General features: G+C 70.4%; 17 protein-coding genes and 1 pseudogene. 13 read left to right on the forward strand and 5 right to left on the reverse strand.

Annotation, left to right across the window (positions count from 1 at the left end):
* The first annotated feature begins 82 nt into the window (after positions 1-82).
* The 3 genes and pseudogenes from ligA (at position 83) to tnpB (ending at position 4325) form a co-directional block, all read left to right on the forward strand.
* Positions 83-2218 carry an NAD-dependent DNA ligase LigA gene (ligA, locus tag IEY17_RS03695; protein WP_373289845.1) on the forward strand — a complete coding sequence of 712 codons (2136 nt, stop codon included), beginning with the start codon at positions 83-85 and terminating at the stop codon, positions 2216-2218.
* 174 nt (positions 2219-2392) lie between these two features.
* A pseudogene (locus tag IEY17_RS03700) lies at positions 2393-2958 on the forward strand (IS607 family transposase).
* Positions 2959-2963: 5 nt separating this feature from the next.
* Positions 2964-4325, forward strand: a complete 1362-nt coding sequence (tnpB, locus tag IEY17_RS03705) for an IS607 family element RNA-guided endonuclease TnpB (RefSeq protein ID WP_229679874.1) — start codon at positions 2964-2966, stop codon at positions 4323-4325.
* 6 nt (positions 4326-4331) lie between these two features.
* Here the strand turns inward: tnpB and IEY17_RS03710 are convergent, their stop codons facing one another.
* A complete protein-coding gene (locus IEY17_RS03710) occupies positions 4332-4985 on the reverse strand; it encodes an ACT domain-containing protein (RefSeq protein ID WP_188986260.1) in 654 nt (217 codons plus the stop codon).
* A 355-nt stretch (positions 4986-5340) separates the two neighbouring features.
* Between IEY17_RS03710 and gatC the strand changes: the two genes are divergently transcribed.
* The 4 genes from gatC (at position 5341) to gatB (ending at position 8990) form a co-directional block, all read left to right on the forward strand.
* A complete protein-coding gene (gatC, locus tag IEY17_RS03715) occupies positions 5341-5640 on the forward strand; it encodes an Asp-tRNA(Asn)/Glu-tRNA(Gln) amidotransferase subunit GatC (RefSeq protein ID WP_188985490.1) in 300 nt (99 codons plus the stop codon).
* Between the two features lie 73 nt (positions 5641-5713).
* The gene (gene gatA / locus IEY17_RS03720) at positions 5714-7243 is read left to right on the forward strand and encodes an Asp-tRNA(Asn)/Glu-tRNA(Gln) amidotransferase subunit GatA (RefSeq protein ID WP_188985492.1); all 1530 of its coding nucleotides are present in this window, start codon (positions 5714-5716) and stop codon (positions 7241-7243) included.
* 44 nt (positions 7244-7287) lie between these two features.
* A complete protein-coding gene (locus tag IEY17_RS03725) occupies positions 7288-7488 on the forward strand; it encodes a hypothetical protein (RefSeq protein ID WP_229679820.1) in 201 nt (66 codons plus the stop codon).
* Entirely contained in the window at positions 7485-8990 is a 1506-nt protein-coding gene (gene gatB, locus IEY17_RS03730; protein ID WP_188985494.1) for an Asp-tRNA(Asn)/Glu-tRNA(Gln) amidotransferase subunit GatB, read from the forward strand. The genes IEY17_RS03725 and gatB overlap by 4 nt, the downstream gene beginning before the upstream one ends.
* 79 nt (positions 8991-9069) lie before the next feature.
* Here the strand turns inward: gatB and IEY17_RS03735 are convergent, their stop codons facing one another.
* Entirely contained in the window at positions 9070-10494 is a 1425-nt protein-coding gene (locus IEY17_RS03735; RefSeq protein WP_188985496.1) for an FAD-dependent monooxygenase, read from the reverse strand.
* Positions 10495-10582: 88 nt separating this feature from the next.
* On the opposite strand from IEY17_RS03735, the gene IEY17_RS03740 reads away from it, so the two are divergent.
* Positions 10583-11173 (forward strand): TetR/AcrR family transcriptional regulator, encoded by a 591-nt coding sequence (locus IEY17_RS03740; protein WP_188985498.1) that lies wholly within the window; start codon positions 10583-10585, stop codon positions 11171-11173.
* Here the strand turns inward: IEY17_RS03740 and IEY17_RS03745 are convergent, their stop codons facing one another.
* Positions 11174-12331: a PQQ-dependent sugar dehydrogenase gene (locus tag IEY17_RS03745; protein WP_229679821.1), complete on the reverse strand. Its 1158-nt coding sequence runs from the start codon at positions 12329-12331 to the stop codon at positions 11174-11176.
* Between the two features lie 457 nt (positions 12332-12788).
* Here IEY17_RS03745 and IEY17_RS03750 point away from each other — a divergent pair, with 457 nt between their 5' ends.
* Positions 12789-13421, forward strand: coding sequence for a DoxX family protein (locus IEY17_RS03750; RefSeq protein ID WP_229679822.1), 633 nt, complete (start codon positions 12789-12791; stop codon positions 13419-13421).
* Positions 13422-13518: 97 nt separating this feature from the next.
* Here IEY17_RS03750 and ilvD read toward each other — a convergent pair whose 3' ends face one another.
* Positions 13519-15363 (reverse strand): dihydroxy-acid dehydratase, encoded by a 1845-nt coding sequence (gene ilvD / locus IEY17_RS03755; RefSeq protein WP_188985502.1) that lies wholly within the window; start codon positions 15361-15363, stop codon positions 13519-13521.
* A gap of 306 nt (positions 15364-15669) precedes the next feature.
* Positions 15670-16116: a PH domain-containing protein gene (locus IEY17_RS03760; protein ID WP_229679823.1), complete on the reverse strand. Its 447-nt coding sequence runs from the start codon at positions 16114-16116 to the stop codon at positions 15670-15672.
* 370 nt (positions 16117-16486) lie between these two features.
* Between IEY17_RS03760 and IEY17_RS03765 the strand changes: the two genes are divergently transcribed.
* The 4 genes from IEY17_RS03765 to IEY17_RS03780 all read left to right on the forward strand — a co-directional run bounded on the left by IEY17_RS03765 (position 16487) and on the right by IEY17_RS03780 (position 20284).
* Positions 16487-18319, forward strand: a complete 1833-nt coding sequence (locus tag IEY17_RS03765; RefSeq protein ID WP_188985504.1) for an acetolactate synthase large subunit — start codon at positions 16487-16489, stop codon at positions 18317-18319.
* A gap of 8 nt (positions 18320-18327) precedes the next feature.
* Positions 18328-18834, forward strand: coding sequence for an acetolactate synthase small subunit (ilvN, locus tag IEY17_RS03770; RefSeq protein WP_188985506.1), 507 nt, complete (start codon positions 18328-18330; stop codon positions 18832-18834).
* 53 nt (positions 18835-18887) lie between these two features.
* Positions 18888-19883, forward strand: coding sequence for a ketol-acid reductoisomerase (gene ilvC / locus IEY17_RS03775; protein ID WP_188985507.1), 996 nt, complete (start codon positions 18888-18890; stop codon positions 19881-19883).
* Between the two features lie 155 nt (positions 19884-20038).
* The gene (locus IEY17_RS03780; protein WP_188985509.1) at positions 20039-20284 is read left to right on the forward strand and encodes a DUF397 domain-containing protein; all 246 of its coding nucleotides are present in this window, start codon (positions 20039-20041) and stop codon (positions 20282-20284) included.
* Positions 20285-20493: the final 209 nt, after the last annotated feature.

Raw genomic sequence — 20493 nt, forward strand, 5'->3', positions numbered from 1 at the left:
GCCGCTGCGTGCCGTTGTCGTGGCCGGTCGCTAGTCTCGGGGCGTGACCAGCGAGAACCTCGACACCAGCCGCGACGACGCCATCACCGAGGAGGGCGTGCCCGCCGACCCCGCCGCCGGACGCGCGGCCGAAGGCGTCGAGGACGTGCCCGCCGAGGTGCGGGAGCGTTACGCCGAGCTCGCCGAGGAAGTCCGCGGCCACCAGTTCCGCTACTACGTGCTCGACTCGCCGACCATCTCCGACGCCGAGTTCGACGAGCTGTTCGCCGAGCTGCAGCGGATGGAGGCCGAGCACCCGGCGTTGCGGGCCCCCGACTCGCCGACCCAGGTCGTCGGCGGCACCTTCTCCACCGAGTTCACCCCGGTCGCGCACCTGGAGCGGATGCTCAGCCTGGACAACGCGTTTAGCACCGAGGAGCTGCGGGCGTGGGTGGAGCGCGTGGAGAAGGAGGTCGGCTCGGACGCGCACTACCTGTGCGAGCTCAAGATCGACGGGCTGGCGATCAACCTGCTCTACCGCGACGGGCGCCTGGAGCGGGCGCTGACCCGCGGTGACGGCCGCACCGGTGAGGACGTCACGTTCAACGTCCGCACCATGGGTGACGTGCCCGAGCAGCTGACCGGCACCGACGAGTACCCGGTGCCGAAGCTGGTGGAGGTGCGCGGCGAGGTGTTCTTCCGGGTCGACGAGTTCGCCGAGCTCAACGCCAAGCTGGTCGAGGCGGGCAAACCGCCGTTCGCCAACCCGCGCAACGCCGCCGCCGGGTCGCTGCGGCAGAAGGACCCGCGGGTGTCCCGCAGCAGGCCGCTGCGGATGATCTGCCACGGCCTGGGCAAGCGGGACGGCTTCGAGCCCGGTCGGCAGTCCGAGGCGTACGCGGCGCTGAAGGCGTGGGGCCTGCCGGTGTCCCAGCACACCATGGTGCTGTCCACGATGGACGAGCTGGTGCGGCACATCGAGTACTGGGGCAAGCACCGTGACAGCGCCCAGCACGAGATCGACGGCATTGTGATCAAGGTCGACGAGGTGCCGCTGCAGCGGCGGCTGGGCGCCACCTCCCGCGCCCCGCGCTGGGCCATCGCCTACAAGTACCCGCCGGAGCAGGCCACCACGACACTGCTGGACATCCAGGTCAACGTCGGCCGCACCGGGCGGGTCACCCCGTTCGCGGTGATGGAGCCGGTGAAGGTCGCCGGGTCCACGGTCTCGATGGCCACCCTGCACAACGCCGACGAGGTGCGCCGCAAGGGCGTGCTGATCGGCGACCGGGTGGTCATCCGCAAGGCCGGCGACGTGATTCCCGAGGTGCTCGGCCCGGTCGTGGACGTGCGAACCGGAGAGGAGCGCGAGTTCGTCATGCCCGCCACCTGCCCCGAGTGCGGGTGGCCGCTGGCGCGGCAGAAGGAGGGCGATGTCGACCTGCGCTGCCCCAACGCGCGGGGCTGCCCGGGGCAGCGCCGGGAGCGGCTGTACTACCTGGCCAGCCGCAAGGTGCTGGACATCGAGGTGCTGGGTTATGAGTCCGCCACCGCGTTGCTGGCCGCCGGGGTGGTGGAGGACGAGGGCGACATCTTCGACCTCGACGAGACCAAACTGCTCAAGACCCAGCTGTTCCGCACCAAGGAGGGCAACCTCTCGGCCAACGGCGCCAAGCTGCTTGCGAACCTGGAGCGGGCCAAGGAGAAACCGCTGTGGCGGGTGCTGGTGGCGCTGTCGATCCGGCATGTCGGGCCGACCGCCGCGCAGGCGCTGGCGCGCGAGTTCGGATCGCTGGAGAGCATCGAGGCCGCCTCCGAGGAGGAGCTGGCCGCCGCGGACGGTGTCGGGCCGACGATCGCGCGCGCCGTGCGCGAGTGGTTCGAGGTCGACTGGCACCGCGAGGTGGTGCGCAAGTGGCGCGAGGCCGGGGTGCGGATGGCCGACGAGCGCGACGAGTCGATCCCGCGCACCCTGGAGGGCCTGTCGATCGTGGTCACCGGCACCCTGCAGGCGTTCTCCCGGGACGAGGCCAAGGAGCTGATCATGGCCCGCGGTGGCCGCGCGGCCGGATCGGTGTCGAAGAAGACCGCGTTCGTCGTGGTCGGCGACTCGCCGGGCTCGAAGTACGACAAGGCGGTGCAGCTCAGGGTGCCGGTCCTGGACGAGGACGGTTTCCGGGTGCTGCTGGACCGCGGCCCGGAAGCGGCCGCCGAGGTCGCGCTGCCGGTGGCGGAGTGACCGCGGTGGCGACGGTGCGGGCCGCGCGGGCGGCCCGGTTCCTGGCCCTCGATCGCTGACCCCGCGAAGCCACCCGACGGAGGTGGGTCCCGCTCCGGGCGACCCCCGGGACGGGGGATGCGAACAGGTCGCGAGTTCAAGTCAATCCGCGCTTGTTTGTGCTGAATTGTGCGTATGAGGTTGAAGGAGTGGGCGCGTGAGCAGGGTATTTCGTATCGAACGCCCTGAACTGGTTCTACGCTGGGGCGTTGCCTGTGCCCGCTCGTCAACTTCCTACTGGCACGATCCTGGTCGACCCTCCGGTTGCCGAACCGGGGCGCACGGTGGCGTATTGCAGGGTGTCGTCCGCTGACCAGCGAGCAGACTTGGAACGGCAGGCTGGGCGGGTCGCCGAGGAATGCGGGTGACGCGGTATCGCCCTCGCGGGCGTGGTGACTGAGATCGGCTCCGGGTTGAACGGGAACCGTGTTAGGCTGCGGAAATTCCTGTCCGATCCATCCGTGTCGACCATCGTTGTGGAGTATCGCGACCGCCTCGCCCGGTTCGGTGTTCAATACCTGGAAGCGGCTTTGTCCGCGGCCGAGCGCAGGATCATCGTGCTCTACGATGACGAGGTCAAAGACGACCTGGTGCGTGACATGGTTGAGGTGTTGACCAGCATGTGCGCACGCCTGTACGGGCGCCGCTTTGCCCGCGAGCGCGCTGACGCTGCACTCAAGGCTGCGGAGCAGGCCGGTTGAGCACGGTGATTCAGGCGTACCGGTTCGCGCTCGACCCGACCCCGAGCCAGGAATCCACGTTGCGGTCGCACTGCGGCGCGCAGCGGTTCGCCTACAACTGGGGCCTGGCTCGGGTGAAAGCCGTGATGAACCAGCGCGAGGCGGAGGCATCCTACGGTGTCCCAGAGGATGAGCGGACCCCTGCGCTGTCGTGGTCGGCGTACTCGCTGCGCAAGGATTGGAACCAGGCCAAGTTCGAGGTGGCCCCATGGTGGGGTGAGAACTCGAAAGAGGCGTACTCGTCCGGTCTGGCGAACCTCGCCACCGCGCTGAAGAACTGGGGCGACAGCCGGTCGGGTAAGCGCAAAGGCCGCAAGGCAGGGTTTCCGGTGTTCAAGGGCAAGCGCGGCGTGTTGTCGTGCCGTTTCACCACCGGCGCGTTCGGGCTCGCCGCAGACCGCAGGCACGTCAAGCTGCCGCGTATCGGTGTGGTTCGCACCTGCGAGAACACCCGGAAACTCGCGCGTGGCATCGAGCAGGGAACCGCGCGGATCAGATCGGTTACGGTGTCGATGCGCGGCGGACGCTGGTTCGTGTCGTTCTCCGTCGAGGTCGAACGCAACGACTCTGCGCCACGCAACCCGGATTCGGTTGTTGGAGTGGACCTGGGAGTCACCTCGCTCGCAGTCCTGTCCACCGGCGAGGTCATTGCGAACCCGCGTCACCTGGAGGTCGCGTTGCGCGAGCTGCGCAGACTTTCCCGGCAAGCCGCGCGGCGACAGGGGCCCGATCGGCGTACCCGGCGCACGCCGTCGCGGCGGTGGCTTAAAACCCAGACCCGCATCCAGCGCCTGCACACGCGGGTGGCTGACGCGCGCCGGGATGGTCTGCACAAGCTGTCCACGCGCCTGGTTCACGAACACGGCGCCGTGGTCATCGAAGACCTCAACGTCACCGGGATGACCAAAAACCGGAGACTCGCCCGGCACATTGCAGGTGTCGGCATGGGAGAGTTGCGGCGGCAGATCGGGTACAAGGCCGCCTGGTCCGGCGTGCGCGTGCACGTGGCGGACCGGTTCTACCCCAGCTCGAAAATCTGTTCGGGTTGCGGCGCGGTGAAAGCCAAGCTGCGCTTGTCCGAACGCGTCTACCGATGCGAGCACTGTGGCATGGCCCTGGACCGGGACCTCAACGCCGCACGCAACCTCGCTGCACTCGTGCAACAAGGACCCTCTTCGGCGAGTTGCGTCGTGAGGCTAAACGAGCCCGATGGAAACCCACATAAGACCCGCACTACGCGGGCAGCGGGTACCGCCACGGGAAGACCCACGCGGTCAACGCCGCACCGCAAGGTGACGGCTCACGACACGTTTTCACACGTTTCGTGAACGGTGTCAGGAGTCGAGGACGACCGCGACGATCCCGGCGAGGTGGGCCAGGCGCGCCAGTTCGGCGGCGCGGAACTTCGGGCCGCCCGGGCGGCCCGCCAGCAGCACCCGGTCCGGCTTGCCGATCGGGGTCGCGGCCAGCTCGGTGGCCAGCTCTTGCCACGTCGCCGGAACCCACGGCTCGTCGCCGTCGAGGATCGTCGCCCGCGGCAGCGGCAGCCAGGGCAGCTCCAGGTAGCCCTCCTGGGGGGCCGAGGTGCTGGCGGCCAGCTGCTCGGCGCCGCCCGAGCGGTTGCCGAACACGATCGCCCACCCCGAACGGATGATCTTCGGGACACCGTCGGCGAAGATCTGCAGACCGCGGCTGGGCTCGGCGGCGATCTCCTCGACCAGCTCGAGCTCGCGGTGGGTGTCCAGCACCCCGGCGTAGGGGCGGACCGCGTCGACCTCGACGCCCTCGACCGACTCGGCGGCCGTGATCAGCACGTCCGGCAGCCGGCCGGAGGGCAGTTCGACCACGAGGTCGTCGATGGCCACGCCGTTGGCGCGCTCGACGACGTCGACGCTGAGGATGTCGGCACCGATCTCGCCGAGCGCGGTCGCGACCGACCCGAGGTTGCCCGGTCGGTCCGGTATCTGCACCCGGATCAGGAAGGACACCGGACTCAACGCCTCCAGCTTCGTGCGCGACACCTCGCCGGTCGCGCTGCTTCCAGGCGCACGAGGCCGCGCGTCGGCGGCCGCTCGTGCGAGCGACTGGTCTCGCCGAAATTGTGTCAGACGCGGCGGCCCGGCGGTGCCCCTGCCATCCGCGCAGTGGAACGACCTGGGAGGCACCGTGCGTCGCGGGAGCGTCGCGCTCGGTGTGGACGCGGCGGCCACGCGCCCGCCTCGCGCGGCCGCTTGCGCGCCGGGAGGAGCCCCTCTCTCTTGCGTACCCGTGCGAGCCGGGCCGTGCAGCGCCAATAGACTGGGTGGTACCCGTGAAACCGGACATGACCAGGGAGCCTTCGCAGTGTCCAAGATCTCCCGCGACGAGGTCGCGCACCTCGCCGGCCTGGCGCGGCTGGCCGTCACCGAGGCCGAGCTCGACACCTTCGCCGGCCAGCTCGACCAGATCCTCGATGCGGTGGCCAAGGTGGGGGAGGTCGCTGCGGACGACATCCCGCCGACTTCCCACGCGGTTCCGGTGACCAACGTGTTCCGCGACGACGAGGTGCGACCGGGGCTGACCCGCGAGCAGGCGCTCTCCGGTGCGCCCGCCGCCGAGGAGAACCGGTTCCGCGTGCCGCGGATTCTCAGCGAGGAGGGCTGATGAGCCGCAGTTGTCCGCCCGCTCATCGGCGCCGACCGGGCGCGGGTGTCCCGCAGAGCACAGAGGAGGCCCGATGACGTCGACCGCATCCGGCGGCAGCCTGACCACGCTGACCGCAGCCGAGATCGCCGCCCGGCTGCAGGCCGGCGAGGTCTCGTCGGTCGAGGTGACGCAGGCGCACCTGGACCGGATCGCCGCCGTGGACCCGGCGGTGCACGCCTTCCTGCACGTCGACGCCGACGGGGCGCTGGCCGCCGCCCAGCGGGTCGACGAGGACCGCGCCGCGGGCCGGGTCTCCTCGCCGCTGGCCGGGGTGCCGCTGGCGCTCAAGGACGTGCTGACCACCACCGACATGCCCACCACCTGCGGCTCGAAGATGCTGGAGGGCTGGGTCCCGCCGTACGACGCGACCGTGACGCGGCGGCTGCGCGAGGCGGGCGTGGTCATCCTCGGCAAGACCAACATGGACGAGTTCGCGATGGGGTCGTCCACCGAGAACTCCGCGTACGGTCCCACCCGCAACCCGTGGGACCTGGAGCGCATCCCGGGCGGGTCCGGTGGTGGTTCGTCGGCGGCGCTGGCCGCGTTCGAGGCGCCGCTGGCCATCGGCACCGACACCGGCGGGTCGATTCGCCAGCCCGGGGCGGTGACCGGCACGGTCGGGGTCAAGCCGACCTACGGCGGGGTGTCCCGCTACGGCCTGGTCGCGTTCTCCTCGTCGCTGGACCAGCCCGGCCCGTGCGCCCGCACGGTGCTGGACGCCGCGCTGCTGCACGAGGTGATCGCCGGGCACGACCCGATGGACTCCACCTCGATCGCCCAGCCGGTGCCGCCGGTGGTCGCCGCCGCCCGCGAGGGCGCCGAGGGGGACCTCAGGGGCGTGCGCGTCGGCGTGGTGCGCGAGTTCTCCGGCGAGGGGTACCAGCCGGGTGTGCAGCGCGCCTTCGAGGCCGCGGTGCAGCAGCTGTCCGAGTTGGGCGCCGAGGTCGTCGAGGTGTCCTGCCCGCACTTCACCTACGCGCTGCCCGCCTACTACCTGATCGCGCCGAGCGAGTGCTCGTCGAACCTGGCCCGGTTCGACGCGATGCGCTACGGGCTGCGTGTGGGCGACGACGGCACCCGCAGCGCCGAGGAGGTCATGTCGCTGACCCGCGAGGCCGGGTTCGGTCCCGAGGTGAAGCGGCGCATCATGCTCGGCACCTACGCGCTGTCGGCGGGCTACTACGACGCCTACTACGGTCAGGCGCAGAAGGTGCGCACGCTGGTCACCCGCGACTTCACGGCCGCGTTCGAGCAGGTCGACGTGCTCGTGTCGCCGACCACGCCGACCACCGCCTTCAGGATCGGCGAGCGGGTCGACGACCCGATGGCGATGTATCTCGCCGACCTGTGCACCATCCCGGCCAACCTCGCGGGCAACGCCGCCATGAGTGTCCCGTGTGGACTGTCCGACGAGGACGGTCTGCCGGTGGGTCTGCAGATCATGGCCCCGGCGATGGCCGACGACCGGCTGTACCGGGTCGGCGCGGCCTACGAGGTCGCGCGCAACGCCGCGCAGGGCGGCCCGCTGATCGACCGCGTCCCGCAGCTGGAGGCGGCATGAGCGGCCGAGCGGATGCGGATGTCCGGAACGCTACTGGAGGTGGCGTGTTGAACCCGAAGATCAAGGCAGCGTTCCAGCTCGCCTCCGTGCTCTCGGCGGCCTTCGGGCTGCGGGCGAGCTTCCGGTCGGCGCGCGAGAAGAACGACAAGCTGGCACTGGCGGACGCGATCATCACCGCGCTCGGGCTGGTCACCGGCACCGCGCTGGCGGTGCGCGCGCTGCGCGAGACCGAGGAGGAGAAGTGACCGCCGTCGCCGAGATCATGGACTACGACGAGGTCGTCAAGCGGTTCGACCCGGTCCTCGGCCTCGAGGTCCACGTGGAGCTGTCCACGAAGACCAAGATGTTCTGCGGCTGCCCCAACTCCTTCGGCGCCGAACCCAACACCCAGGTGTGCCCGGTGTGCCTGGGCCTTCCCGGGTCGCTGCCGGTGGTCAACGGCAAGGCCGTGGAGTCGGCCATCCGGATCGGCCTGGCGCTGAACTGCCAGGTCGCGGAGTGGTGCCGGTTCGCCCGGAAGAACTACTTCTACCCGGACATGCCGAAGAACTTCCAGACGTCCCAGTACGACGAGCCGATCGTCTTCGACGGCTACCTGGACGTGGTGCTGGACGACGGCTCGACGTTCCGGGTGGAGATCGAGCGCGCGCACATGGAGGAGGACACCGGCAAGTCGCTGCACGTCGGCGGCGCGACCGGGCGCATCCACGGTGCGGAGCACTCGCTGCTGGACTACAACCGGGCCGGGGTGCCGCTGATCGAGATCGTCACCAAGCCGATCGTCGGCGCAGGCGCGCGGGCCCCGGAGGTCGCGCGGGCCTACGTCACGGCGCTGCGTGACCTGCTGCGCGCGCTCGGGGTTTCCGACGTGCGCATGGACCAGGGTTCGTTGCGCTGCGACGCGAACGTGTCGCTGATGCCGAAGGGATCGTCGGAGTTCGGCACCCGCACCGAGACCAAGAACGTCAACTCGCTGCGCAGCGTGGAACGCGCGGTGCGTTACGAGATGCAGCGGCACGCCGCGGTGCTCGCCTCGGGCGGCACGATCCTGCAGGAGACGCGGCACTTCGACGAGTCCACCGGTACCACGTCGGCGGGCCGCCGCAAGGAGACCTCCGAGGACTACCGCTACTTCCCGGAGCCGGACCTGGTGCCGATCGCGCCGTCCCGGGAGTGGGTGGCGGAGCTTGCCAAGACCCTGCCGGAGCTGCCGTGGGAGCGACGCAGGCGTGCCCAGGAGGAGTGGGGCCTGTCCGCCGAGGAGCTGCGCGACCTGGTCAACGCCGGGGCGCTGGAGCTGGTGGCGGAGACCGTGGAGGCGGGTGCGCCGTCCGGCGACGCCCGGTCCTGGTGGGTGTCCTACCTGGCGCAGCAGGCCAACACCCGCGGTGTCGAGCTCGCCGACCTGGAGATCACGCCGAAGCAGGTGGCGCGGGTGATCGAGCTGGTCGCCGAGGGCAAGCTGACCAACAAACTGGCCCGCCAGGTGGTCGACGGGGTGCTCGCCGGTGAGGGCGAGCCGGACGACGTGGTGGCGGCGCGCGGTCTGGAGGTCGTGTCGGACGACTCGGCGCTGCAGAAGGCGGTGGACGAGGCGCTGGCGGCGCAGCCGGACGTGGCGGACAAGATTCGCGGCGGCAAGGTGCAGGCGGCGGGCGCGATCGTCGGCGCGGTCATGAAGGCGACGAAGGGGCAGGCGGACGCCAAGCGCGTCCGGGAACTCGTCCTCGCCGCCTGCGGCCAGTAGTTCTGCGAGGGTGGCGGGCACCGTTCGGCAACGGTGCCCGCCACCGCCTCAGTGGGCGAGCGCGGTCGGTGCGTGCGCCTCACCGGGTGATGCGGGCGATGTGACCGTCCGGGCGGATGAGGACGTGCGTGCCGGGCGAGACGTCGTAGCTGGCTTGGGCAATGCGCTCGGCGTCCACAAGGGACGCGCCAGTGGGGGCGGGGGAGATGCGGTAGGCGTGGACGTTCGGGGAGGTCGCTGGGGGCTCGGCGTCGAACGCGAGATGGGTCCAGTGCGGACCTCGGAACAGGTCGAAGAGGCGGATCTGCCTGCCGTTCTCGTCGTGCAGCGGTGAGTCCGGGGCCCGGTCCCCGGCGCGGACCCGGCCCGGGTCGGGGCGGTCGTCGTGGGACAGCGGGCTGGTGCGGTAGGAGATGTTCAGCTGGTTGGTCTCCGGGCCGCGCCGGTACGCGTCCGGGTGTCCTTCGACGTGTCGCTGGAGAAGTTCGGTGCTGAGGCCGAGGACGGAGGCGGCGACCGGCAGGCGTTCCACCTCGTAGCTGTCGAGGAGTTCGGCGCCGCCTTCGGCGAGCTTCCAGCCGAGGTTGTAGGCGTCCTGAACCCCGGTGTTCAGACCTTGGCCGCCCGTCGGCGGGTGGACGTGCGCCGCGTCGCCGGCGAGGAAGACGCGACCCCGGCGGAACTGCCGCGCCATGCGGATGTTCGGGCGCCACACCGTGCACCAGGTCAGGTCGTGCATCCGGAGGTCGCTGCGGCCGGAGTACTCGTCGAGCCGCGATTGCAGGGTGGCGAGCGTGGCGGCGGGCTCGGCGTCGTCGGGGAGCGGGGTGGCGCACTGGAACGCGTTCGTGCCCGGCAGCGGGGTCAGGACGATGCCCCGGGCCGGGTCGTCGGCATCGCCGAACCAGTGGCCGCAGCTGTGGTCCAGGCCGGTCACCTGCACGTCGCCGAGCAGCATGCGGTAGGTGTCGTCGGTTTCGCCGACGAAGTCGACACCCAGGGTCCGGCGCACCGTGCTGCGTCCGCCGTCGGCGCCGACGAGGTGGGTCGCTCGAACCGTTCCCGTGTTCAGCGTTGCCGTCACGCCCTCGGGGTCCTGGTGGAAATCGACGATCTCCACGCCCTGTTCGACTCGGACGCCGAGTTCCCGCAGCCGGTTGCGCAGGATCTCCTCGGTGCGCCACTGGGGCAGCATCCAGCCGTTCGGGTAGGGGACGTCGGGGGTGGGCTCGACGATCTCGGTCATCCGGCGCTCGCCCACGTACCGGCCGCCGACGTGCGCTCGCAGCGGAACGGGGAGCGATCCGCTGCTGAGCACCTCGTCGAGCACCCCGAGGTCGGCGAAGACCTCCAGCGTGCGGGGTTGCAGGCCGTCACCTCGCGACCCTGCGAACGGCGAGCTGGCCGCGTCGATGATCCGGAGGTCGATGCCGCGTCGCGCCAGTTCGATGCCCAGCGTCAGGCCCGTCGGCCCCGCTCCGGCGATCAGCACCTGAGTGTCCACGTCCGCGCTCCTGACTGAAATATGATTCAGTGAATTCTGATTCAGAATGCTGCTTGCTAGCGTGCCCTGTCAAGGAACGGGAGGTGTCATGGCGGACAGCCGCAGGGCCAGGGCCGCGGAGACCGAGGCCGCGCTGAAGGCCGCCGCGCGCCGCGTCTTCGACCGGGTCGGCTACCTCAACGCGAAGATCACCGACATCACCGCCGAGGCGGGGCGGGCCGCCGGGTCGTTCTACAACCACTTCACCAGCAAGGAAGACCTGCTGGAATCGCTGCTGGCGGACATGATCGAGGCCAATGACCAGGAGGTCCGGGCCGACGCCGCGCACGACGCCGACTTCAGCAGGCGCGAGGCGATCCGCTGGCACGTCGCGCAGTACTGGCGCTTCTTCCGCGCCCACCGCACCGTGATGCTGGCGCTGGACCAGGCGGCCCTGGTGGACCAGCGGTTCGCCGACCGTCTCGCGACATTGCTGGAACCGGACCTGCGGCACCTGGCCGACCACTTCGCGGGGGTGTCGGACCGCCCCGCGGCCACCGCCCTGGCGATCTCGGCGCTGTGGCGGCAGTTCACGCACGCCAAGCTGGTCCAGCAGCACCCGGCGGTCGCCGACCTCACCGACGACGAGGCGATCGACCTGCTCACCGATCTGACCGACCGCGGCGTGAACGGCGGCTGATCAGTCCTTGCCCGCGGTTCCGCCGCTCGGTGGTTGGAGGCGGAGCACGCGGTCGTCGCTGGAGACCGGGGTGCCGCCGTCCTTGTTCGAGGTGCCCAGCCAGATCAGGCCGTCGGAGGCCAGCGTCGCGGCGGAGAACCGGCCGTAGGTCTTCTCCATGACCTTCGACGGCTGGCCGATGATGGTGCCGTCCGGTGCCGGGCTGAGCATGTAGAGCGCGGCGGCGTCGCGCAGCGCCACCACCACGTTCGCCGGGTCGGCGGCGCAGCCGGTGACCCCGGGCCGGTCCGACCACGTCCACGACGGTGCCCCCAGCGGTTCCCCGAGCTGCAGCCGGAACAGCGCGTCCTGGCTGCCCAGCCGGTCGGTCACCCAGTAGATGCCCAGGCCGGGCGTGCCGCACAACCCGCCGGGATCGGTCAGGCCGGAGACGACCACCGGCGACTTCGGGTTCGGGTTCCCCCGCGCCGGTTTGCCGAAACCATCGATGCGCAGCAGCTTGCCGGCCAGCGACTGCGGATCGGCGGCGTTGCCGGGGCTGCCCGCGTTGCCGGTGGCGACCAGCAGCGCGCCCTGGCCGTCGTCCAGCAGCGCACCGGAGTTGCCGCGCGGCCCCTTGGGGATGCCGGTCAGCACCGGCTTGGGACGATCACCCGCAGCGACCCGCACGACCCGGTTGTCGCTGCCGGTCGTGACGTAGGCGTAGAAAAGCTCGTCCTCGTGGTAGGTCGGGGACAAAGCGAGCCCGGTGAGGCCCCCGCCGCTGCTGGCGTCGACCGGGATTCGCGCCAGCTCAACGGGTTTCTTGCCGCGCTCCACCCGCAGCACGCGTCCGGTGGTGCGTTCACCGACCAGCGCGGCACTGCCGTCGGGCAGCACCGCGATCGCGCCGACCGGGGCCAGGCAGGTCGCCACCACGGCCGGGTCCGGGTCCGTGCAGCCCACCGGCTGGGCCGGCTGCTGCGGTGCGGTGTCGGTCTGCGGTGGTGGTTGTTCGCTCTCGAACGACGGCTGCGGACCGGCCTGCGGCTCCAGTGAGGGCGGGTCGCCCCACGGCCTGGTGTGCTCGTCGGGGAACTGCGCGCAGCCCGCCAGCAGTACGCCGAGCACCATGGTCGTGCTCAACAGGACTCGACGCATGCGGTTCGGGGCTGCCACGACGATCGAGCCTAACGGCCCACCGGTGAACCCACGGTAAGCCCACCAAGTTCCACACTCCGGAAGGAGGACGCGCGGAGCACCGCCCCTCGCCCAGGCCCCGGAGGTGCCGCACCCAACTTCCGGCGAACATGGAAGGTTCCCCTGGTGGGTGTGGTGTCCACGTTTCGGCACCGAACCGGACGCCGCGACCAGCGGAATCATGGGAGTCCCGAACCACCCGCCGCGCCATCGGGTCATCCTGCCGCAGGGGCGGGAGGGCGGCCTCGGCGGAATGACATGTCAGGACGTTTTGCCGGAAGGGGTCGCACGGTGGGGTGACCATGCCCTAGCCTCGTCCGGCGTGAGGATTCACGACGATCGCCCCGGCGGAGCGGGCGGCTACCCCGACGATCGCGGCCACGGCGCCCACGCGCAGCAACCTGGAGGTGCACCCGGGCTTAGCGGGACCCAGAGCATGGGTGCGCAGAAGTACAACTACTACGACGACGATGACGGCTACACCGATGCCGACGCCACATCGCTGATCGACCAGAGCGGCAGCGCCCCCCTGGAGTACTACGACGAACTCGGCAACACGCGCAGGCCGTTCGGCTGGAACGCGAGCACCGACATCGGCCTGCTGCTGATGCGACTGTTCCTGGGCGGCGTCTTCCTCGTGCACGGCGCGCAGAAGCTGTTCGGCGCGTTCGGCGGCCCGGGCCCGGACGGGTTCGCGCAGGCGCTGGCCGACATGGGCTTCCAGCAGAACGCGATGCTCGCGCTGATCACCGGCGGCACCGAGCTGGGCGCCGGTGCGCTGCTGGTGCTCGGCCTGTTCACCCCGTTGGCCGCGGCCGGTGTCGTCGGCGTCATGGCCAACGCGATCTACCTCAAGCTCGGCGCCGGTTTCTTCGCCGCCACCGGCGGTTTCGAGTTCGAGGCGACGCTCGGCGCGCTGGGACTCGGGCTGATGTTCACCGGACCGGGCCGGGCGGCGCTGGACCACGGTCGCGTGTGGTTCCGCCGCCCGCTGGTCTTCGCGCTGATCAGCCTGGTGATCGCGCTCGCCGCTGCCGCCGCGGTGGTGCTGCTGTTCCACCGCCCCTGAACCACCGCGAGAACGGGCCCGCGCACTCGGTGCACGGGCCCGTTCTCATGACAGTGCCGGGCACTCGTCGCCGAGTGGCGCGAGGCACCCGACTCACTCACTTGGTGACGTCGCGGACCGCGCCGTGGGACGCCGAGGTCGCCAGGCGGGCGTAGGCGCGGAGGGCCGCCGAGACCTCGCGGTCGCGGCCGACCGGCTGCCACGGGTGCTCGCTGGCCTCCATCTTGGCCCGCCGCTCCGCCAGCACCTCCTCCGGCACCAGCAGCTCCAGCTTGCGGTTGCGGACGTCGATGAGGATCTGGTCGCCGTTCTCCACCAACCCGATCGTGCCGCCGTTGGCCGCCTCCGGGGAGATGTGGCCGATGGACAGCCCCGACGAACCACCGGAGAAGCGGCCGTCGGTGATCAAGGCGCACTTCTTGCCCAGCCCGGAGCCCTTCAGAAACGCCGTCGGGTGCAGCATCTCCTGCATGCCCGGACCGCCCGCGGGGCCCTCGTAGCGGACGACCAGCACCTCACCGGGCTGGATCTCCCTGTTCAGGATCACCGACACGGCCTGCTCCTGGCTCTCCACCACCCGGGCCGGGCCCTGGAAGTGCCACAGCTCCTCCTCGACCCCGGCGGTCTTGACCACCGCGCCGTCCTCGGCGAGGTTGCCGCGCAGCACCGCCAGCCCGCCGTCGGCGGTGTAGGCGTGCGCCACGTCGCGGATGCAGCCGTTCGCCGCGTCGGTGTCCAACGAGGACCACCGGTTCTCGGTGGAGAACGCCTGCGTGGTGCGCGCCCCGCCCGGGGCGGCGTGGAAGAGCTCGATCGCCTCCGGCGACGGCGAACCGCCGCGAATGTCCCACTTGGACAGCCACTCGGTGAGGCTCGCGCTGTGCACCGAGGAGACGTTGCGGTGCAGCAGCCCCGCCCGGTCCAGCTCGCCGAGGATTGCGGTGATGCCACCGGCCCGGTGCACATCCTCCATGTGGTAGTGGGAGTTCGGGCTGACCTTCGCCAGGCACGGCACCCGGCGGCTGATCTCCTCGATGTCCTCCAGCGTGAAGTCGATCTCGCCCTCGCGCGCGGCGGCCAGCGTGTGCAGCACCGTGTTGGTGGACCCGCCCATCGCCATGTCCAGCGCCATCGCGTTCTCGAACGCCTTCTTGTTCGCGATCGACCGCGGCAGCACCGACTCGTCGTCCTCGCCGTAGTAGCGCTTCGCCAGGCGCACCACGGTCCGCCCCGCCTCCTGGAACAGGGCGCGGCGGGCGGCGTGTGTGGCCAGCGTCGACCCGTTGCCCGGCAGCGCCAGCCCCAGGGCCTCGGTGAGGCAGTTCATCGAGTTCGCGGTGAACATGCCGGAGCACGATCCGCAGGTCGGGCAGGCGGAGCGCTCCACCTCGGCGAGCCCGGCGTCGTCGATCGCGGTGTTGGCGGACGCGGCGATGGCGGTGATCAGGTCGGTCGGCGCGTGCGCCACGCCGTCCACCACGACCGCCTTGCCGGCCTCCATCGGCCCACCGGAGACGAACACCGTCGGGATGTTCAGCCGCATCGCGGCGTTGAGCATGCCCGGGGTGATCTTGTCGCAGTTGGAGATGCACACCAGCGCGTCGGCCCGGTGCGCGTTGACCATGTACTCCACCGAGTCGGCGATCAGCTCGCGCGAGGGCAGCGAGTAGAGCATCCCGCCGTGACCCATGGCGATGCCGTCGTCCACCGCGATGGTGTGGAACTCCCGCGGCACACCGCCGGCCTCGCGGATCGTCTCGGCCACCACGTCGCCGAGGTCGCGCAGGTGCACGTGCCCGGGCACGAACTGGGTGTAGGAGTTGGCGATCGCGACGATGGGCTTGCCGAAGTCGTCGTCGGTCATGCCGGTGGCACGCCACAGCGAGCGGGCGCCGGCGGCATTCCGCCCGTGGGTGGTGGTACGAGAGCGCAGCTGAGGCATGTGACGGTTTCCAAACTCGTTCTGCGTGGCGGTGCAGGGTGCGGCACCCCGGACACTTTCTGGCGCCGGGATCCCGCGATACGCGGCGTCGGGGCTGTCCTCGCCAGCGAACTGCCGAGAACCCGCGGCGAGGGTGGGCTACACGGCTTCGCCGCTTGCGGCGGCACCGCGCGTCCGCGTTGTCGGTGTCGCGGTTGCGGTGTGCCCCCGGAAGTGGCTGCGCCACGTGCCTGACGGTGGTGCGTCGGGTCCGTCACCCTCGGAAGTTGCGCCTTGTGGGCGCGGGACGCGGCGGTGCTCCCGACATTACTCCTGCGACGTCGGATCGGGCAGCCGCCCACCGCTCATCGCCGACAGGCGCGGCAGGTCCCGCACCCGCACCGCGGGCAGCCTGACCTCCTTGCCGGAGTGCAGCACCGCTTTGAGCCAGCGCCGCTCGTTCAGTCGCAGCGAGGCGATCTCGTCCCAGCCGAAACTGCTGCCACCGAAGAAGGTGCGCACCGCGACCCGCTGCGGGTCGACCGTGGTGCGGGTGCGCAGGATCCAGACCATGATCGCCAAGGGGATCAGGTAGATCAGCAGCGCCCAGGGGCCCGCGGTGGTGGCCAGCGGGGTGGCGCAGACGGCGATCGCGAGCACGGCGAGCAGCGATACCGGGGTGATCCGGAAGGTCAGCGACGTCGGCAGCGCGGGTTCCCGCGCCGTGTCCTGGCCGGGTTCGGGCTGCTCGGGCTCCTGCGGGGTCTCGCTCACCCCTCGATGGTCTCACCCTCGCCGATCGGCCCGCCTGCGAGCACCGAACGGGCGCGTCGCACGTCACACCGGGACCTCGGCCCTGCTGTGCGGAGGTACTCCGACCTGCGGCAACAGTCGTCCCGGCGCGGTGTGGCCGCAGCCCTTTCGTGTCCAGCATGTGGGATGATCGTCTCGAATGGTTTGACGGAACCTTGCCTGGCGGTCTACCGTCCTGGCCATGCTGCGACTGCTCGACATTCTCGTACTTCCCTGGCGCGTCGACGCCTAGGAAGTTCGCAGCGTCGACGCGCCAACCCTCGTCAGGCCATGTTCGGGCCTGCGGGGGTTTTTTCGTGTCCGGCCCAACTCCGACCCCGAGGCAGACCCGATGACCAGCGCCAACACCAGGCAGAATCCGGTCCCGGCGCCCCCGCCTGGACGCCGCCCCAAGCCCGCACCCCCCAGCGGTGCCCCAGTGAAGATGACCGGTGCGCAGGCACTGGTCCGCTCGCTGGAGTCCGTCGGTTGCGAGATCGTGTTCGGCATCCCGGGAGGCACCATCCTCCCCTCCTACGACCCGCTCCTGGACTCCAGGAAGGTGCGGCACGTGCTGGTCCGCCACGAGCAGGGCGCCGGGCACGCCGCCACCGGATACGCCCAGGCCACCGGCAAGGTCGGCGTGTGCATGGCCACCTCCGGTCCGGGCGCGACCAACCTGGTCACCGCGCTGGCCGACGCGCACATGGACTCGGTGCCGGTCGTGGCGATCACCGGCCAGCAGTCCACCGGTCTGATCGGCACCGACGCGTTCCAGGAAGCCGACATCTGCGGTATCACGCTGCCCATCACCAAGCACAACTTCCTGGTCACCAACCCCGACGATCTTCCACGCACCATCGCCGAGGCGTTCTACATCGCCTCCAGCGGCCGGCCCGGCCCGGTGCTGGTGGACATCCCCAAGGACGTCCAACAGGCCACCACCTCCTTCTCCTGGCCGCCGGAGATGAAGCTGCCCGGCTACCGGCCCACCAGCAAGCCGCACGGCAAGCAGGTCCGCGAGGCCGCCAGGCTGATCGCCGAGGCGCGCCGCCCGGTGCTCTACGTCGGCGGCGGGGTCATCAAGGCCGAGGCGCACGCCGAGCTGCGGGAACTGGCCGAGCGCACCGGCATCCCGGTGGTCACCACGCTGATGGCCCGCGGTGCGTTCCCCGACTCGCACCCCCAGCACCTGGGCATGCCCGGCATGCACGGCACGGTCGCCGCCGTCGCCGCCATGCAGCGCGCCGACCTGCTCATCGCGCTGGGCACCCGGTTCGACGACCGGGTCACCGGCCAGCTGTCGTCCTTCGCGCCGGAGGCCAAGGTCGTGCACGCCGACATCGACCCGGCCGAGATCTCCAAGAACCGACACGCCGACGTGCCGATCGTCGGTGACTGCAAGGACGTGCTCGCCGAGCTGATCGAGGCGGTGGCCGCGGTCACCGGCGAGAGCGGCACGGCCGACCTGGCACCGTGGTGGGAGCAGCTCAACGACTGGCGCAGGCGGTTCCCGCTGGGCTACGAGTGGCCGAGCGACGGGAGCCTGTCGCCGGAGTACGTCATAGAGCGGCTGGGCCAGCTGGTCGGCCCGGACGCCATCTACGCCGCCGGGGTCGGGCAGCACCAGATGTGGGCCGCGCAGTTCATCGGCTACGAAAACCCGCGCAGCTGGCTGAACTCCGGCGGCCTGGGCACCATGGGCTACGCGGTGCCGGCCGCGATGGGCGCCAAGGTCGGGATGCCGGACAGGACCGTGTGGGCCATCGACGGCGACGGCTGCTTCCAGATGACCAACCAGGAACTGGCCACCTGCGCCATCGAGGACATCCCGATCAAGGTCGCCGTCATCAACAACGGCAACCTGGGCATGGTCCGGCAGTGGCAGAACCTCTTCTACGCCGAGCGCTACTCCTACAGCGACCTTGGCACCCACAAGCACCGCATCCCGGACTTCAAGCTGCTGGCCGAGGCGTACGGGTGCGCCGGTCTGCGCTGCGAGTCCAAAGAGGATGTCGACGGCGTCATCCAGCGGGCGATGGAGATCAACGACCGGCCGGTGGTGATCGACTTCGTGGTGGGCAAGGACGCCCAGGTGTGGCCCATGGTGGCGGCCGGCACGAGCAATGACGAGATCATGGCGGCGCGCGGTATCCGCCCGCTGTTCGACGAGGACGAGGGGTGAGCGCGCCCATGAGCCGACACACGCTGAGCGTGCTGGTGGAGAACGTTCCCGGGGTCCTGGCCCGGGTGGCCGGGCTGTTCTCCCGGCGCGGCTTCAACATCGAGTCCCTCGCGGTCGGGCCGACCGAGCACCCGGAGATCTCCCGGATGACGATCGTGGTGGCCGTCAGCGAGCAGCCGCTGGAGCAGGTCACCAAGCAGCTCAACAAGCTGGTCAACGTGATCAAGATCGTGGAGCTGGAGCCCGACGCGTCGGTCCAGCGGGAACTGCTGCTGGTCAAGGTGCGCGCGGACGCCTCGGTGCGCAGCCAGGTCCTGGAGACCGTGCAGCTGTTCCGTGCGAAGGTGGTGGACGTCTCGCCGGAGGCGCTCACCATCGAGGCCACCGGCACCGCCGATAAGCTCGACGCGTTGCTGCGAATGCTGGAACCGTACGGCGTCCGCGAGATGGTGCAGTCGGGCACGATCGCGATCGGGCGTGGCCCGCGCTCCATCACGGCCACCGCAGTGCGCTGAACCCCGCCACCGGCCGACAACCCGAAGAAGTCCGAAAGGAACGCTGAATTCCCATGGCAGTTGAGATCTTCTACGACGCGGACGCCGACCTGGGCATCGTGCAGGGGCGCAAGGTCGCGATCATCGGCTACGGCAGCCAGGGCCACGCCCACGCGCTGAGCCTGCGCGACTCGGGCGTCGATGTGCGCATCGGCCTGCCGGAGAACTCCAGGTCGCGCGCCAAGGCCGAGGAGGAGGGCCTGCGGGTGCTCACCACCGCCGAGGCCGCGGCCGAGGCCGACCTGATCATGATCCTGGCGCCCGACACCAAGCAGCGCCAGATCTACGCCGAGGACATCGCCCCGAACCTCAAGTCGGGTGACGCCCTGTTCTTCGGGCACGGCTTCAACATCCGCTACGGCCTGATCCAGCCGCCGGCCGACGTCGACGTCGCCATGGTCGCCCCGAAGGGCCCGGGCCACCTGGTGCGCCGTCAGTTCGTCGACGGCAAGGGTGTGCCGTGTCTGATCGCGGTCGAGCAGGACGCCTCGGGCAACGCCCAGGCGCTGGCGCTGTCCTACGCCGCCGCCATCGGCGGTGCCCGGGCCGGCGTCATCAAGACCACCTTCAAGGAGGAGACCGAGACCGACCTGTTCGGTGAGCAGGCGGTGCTGTGCGGCGGCGCCTCCGCGCTCGTCCAGACCGGGTTCGAGGTGCTGGTCGAGGCCGGTTACCAGCCGGAGATCGCCTACTTCGAGGTGCTGCACGAGCTCAAGCTGATCGTTGACCTCATGTGGGAGGGTGGCATTGCCGGGCAGCGCTACTCCTGCAGCGACACCGCCGAGTACGGCGACCTCACCCGCGGCCCGCGGGTCATCGACGCCCACGTCAAGGAGTCGATGCGCAAGATCCTGGGTGAGATCCAGGACGGCACCTTCGCCAAGGAGTGGGTGGCCGAGGACGAGGCCGGCCGACCGAACTTCACCAAGCTCCAGGAGGAGGGCAACGCCCACCAGATCGAGGTGGTCGGCAAGAAGCTGCGCTCCCTGATGTCCTGGACGAACAAGTGACGCACAAGTAGGGAAAGCTTCCGCTGGTGACCGGCAGCGCGCCACCCGCGCGCCGGTCGGGTGCGACGAGGCCCGGTGGCCCCCACGAAGGACCACCGGGCCTCGCGTTCGCGGGGGTGGACCTGTCGCCGCGAGTGAGGGATACAGTACGCATCGTGAGTGCAGACAACGAGATCGTCGACGACAAGGCGCACATCCGACACAAGCTGGACTTCTCCACCGCGGAGTGGATCACCAGCACCGACGACCCCAACGAGCCGGGCGTGGAGATCGCGTTCGTGGACGGCTACGTCGGGATGCGCAACGGCGCGGACCCGGACGGTCCGGTCCTGGTGTTCACGCCCGAGGAGTGGGACGCCTTCGTGGCGGGTGCCAAGGACGGCGAGTTCGACGAGCCGTGAGATCGCGGCGGCAGCGCCACACCTCGTGCCGGGGCCGAGTGGACCCGCCCGGTACGTCCCCACGGTGCGCCGCTGTGGTTCCGGCACCCCGGTTGATCTGCGACAATGCCGAAGAACCGGATCAGTCGGGCGCCGGTGATCCGGGCAACAACCTTGTGAAGACTTTCTCAAACTCCCGTTAAACTCTGACCCCGTCCGGGCACATCGTC

It is taken from the genome of Saccharopolyspora thermophila, assembly GCF_014646075.1.
Classification (GTDB): domain Bacteria; phylum Actinomycetota; class Actinomycetes; order Mycobacteriales; family Pseudonocardiaceae; genus Saccharopolyspora; species Saccharopolyspora thermophila.

Coding starts and splice junctions, on each gene's coding strand:
- gatA (WP_188985492.1), top strand. CDS start 5,714: ATGACGTCGACCGCATCCGGCGGCAGCCTGACCACGCTGACCGCAGCC.
- IEY17_RS03740 (WP_188985498.1), top strand. CDS start 10,583: ATGGCGGACAGCCGCAGGGCCAGGGCCGCGGAGACCGAGGCCGCGCTG.
- IEY17_RS03750 (WP_229679822.1), top strand. CDS start 12,789: ATGGGTGCGCAGAAGTACAACTACTACGACGACGATGACGGCTACACC.
- ilvD (WP_188985502.1), bottom strand. CDS start 15,363: ATGCCTCAGCTGCGCTCTCGTACCACCACCCACGGGCGGAATGCCGCC.
- IEY17_RS03765 (WP_188985504.1), top strand. CDS start 16,487: ATGACCAGCGCCAACACCAGGCAGAATCCGGTCCCGGCGCCCCCGCCT.
- ilvN (WP_188985506.1), top strand. CDS start 18,328: ATGAGCCGACACACGCTGAGCGTGCTGGTGGAGAACGTTCCCGGGGTC.
- ilvC (WP_188985507.1), top strand. CDS start 18,888: ATGGCAGTTGAGATCTTCTACGACGCGGACGCCGACCTGGGCATCGTG.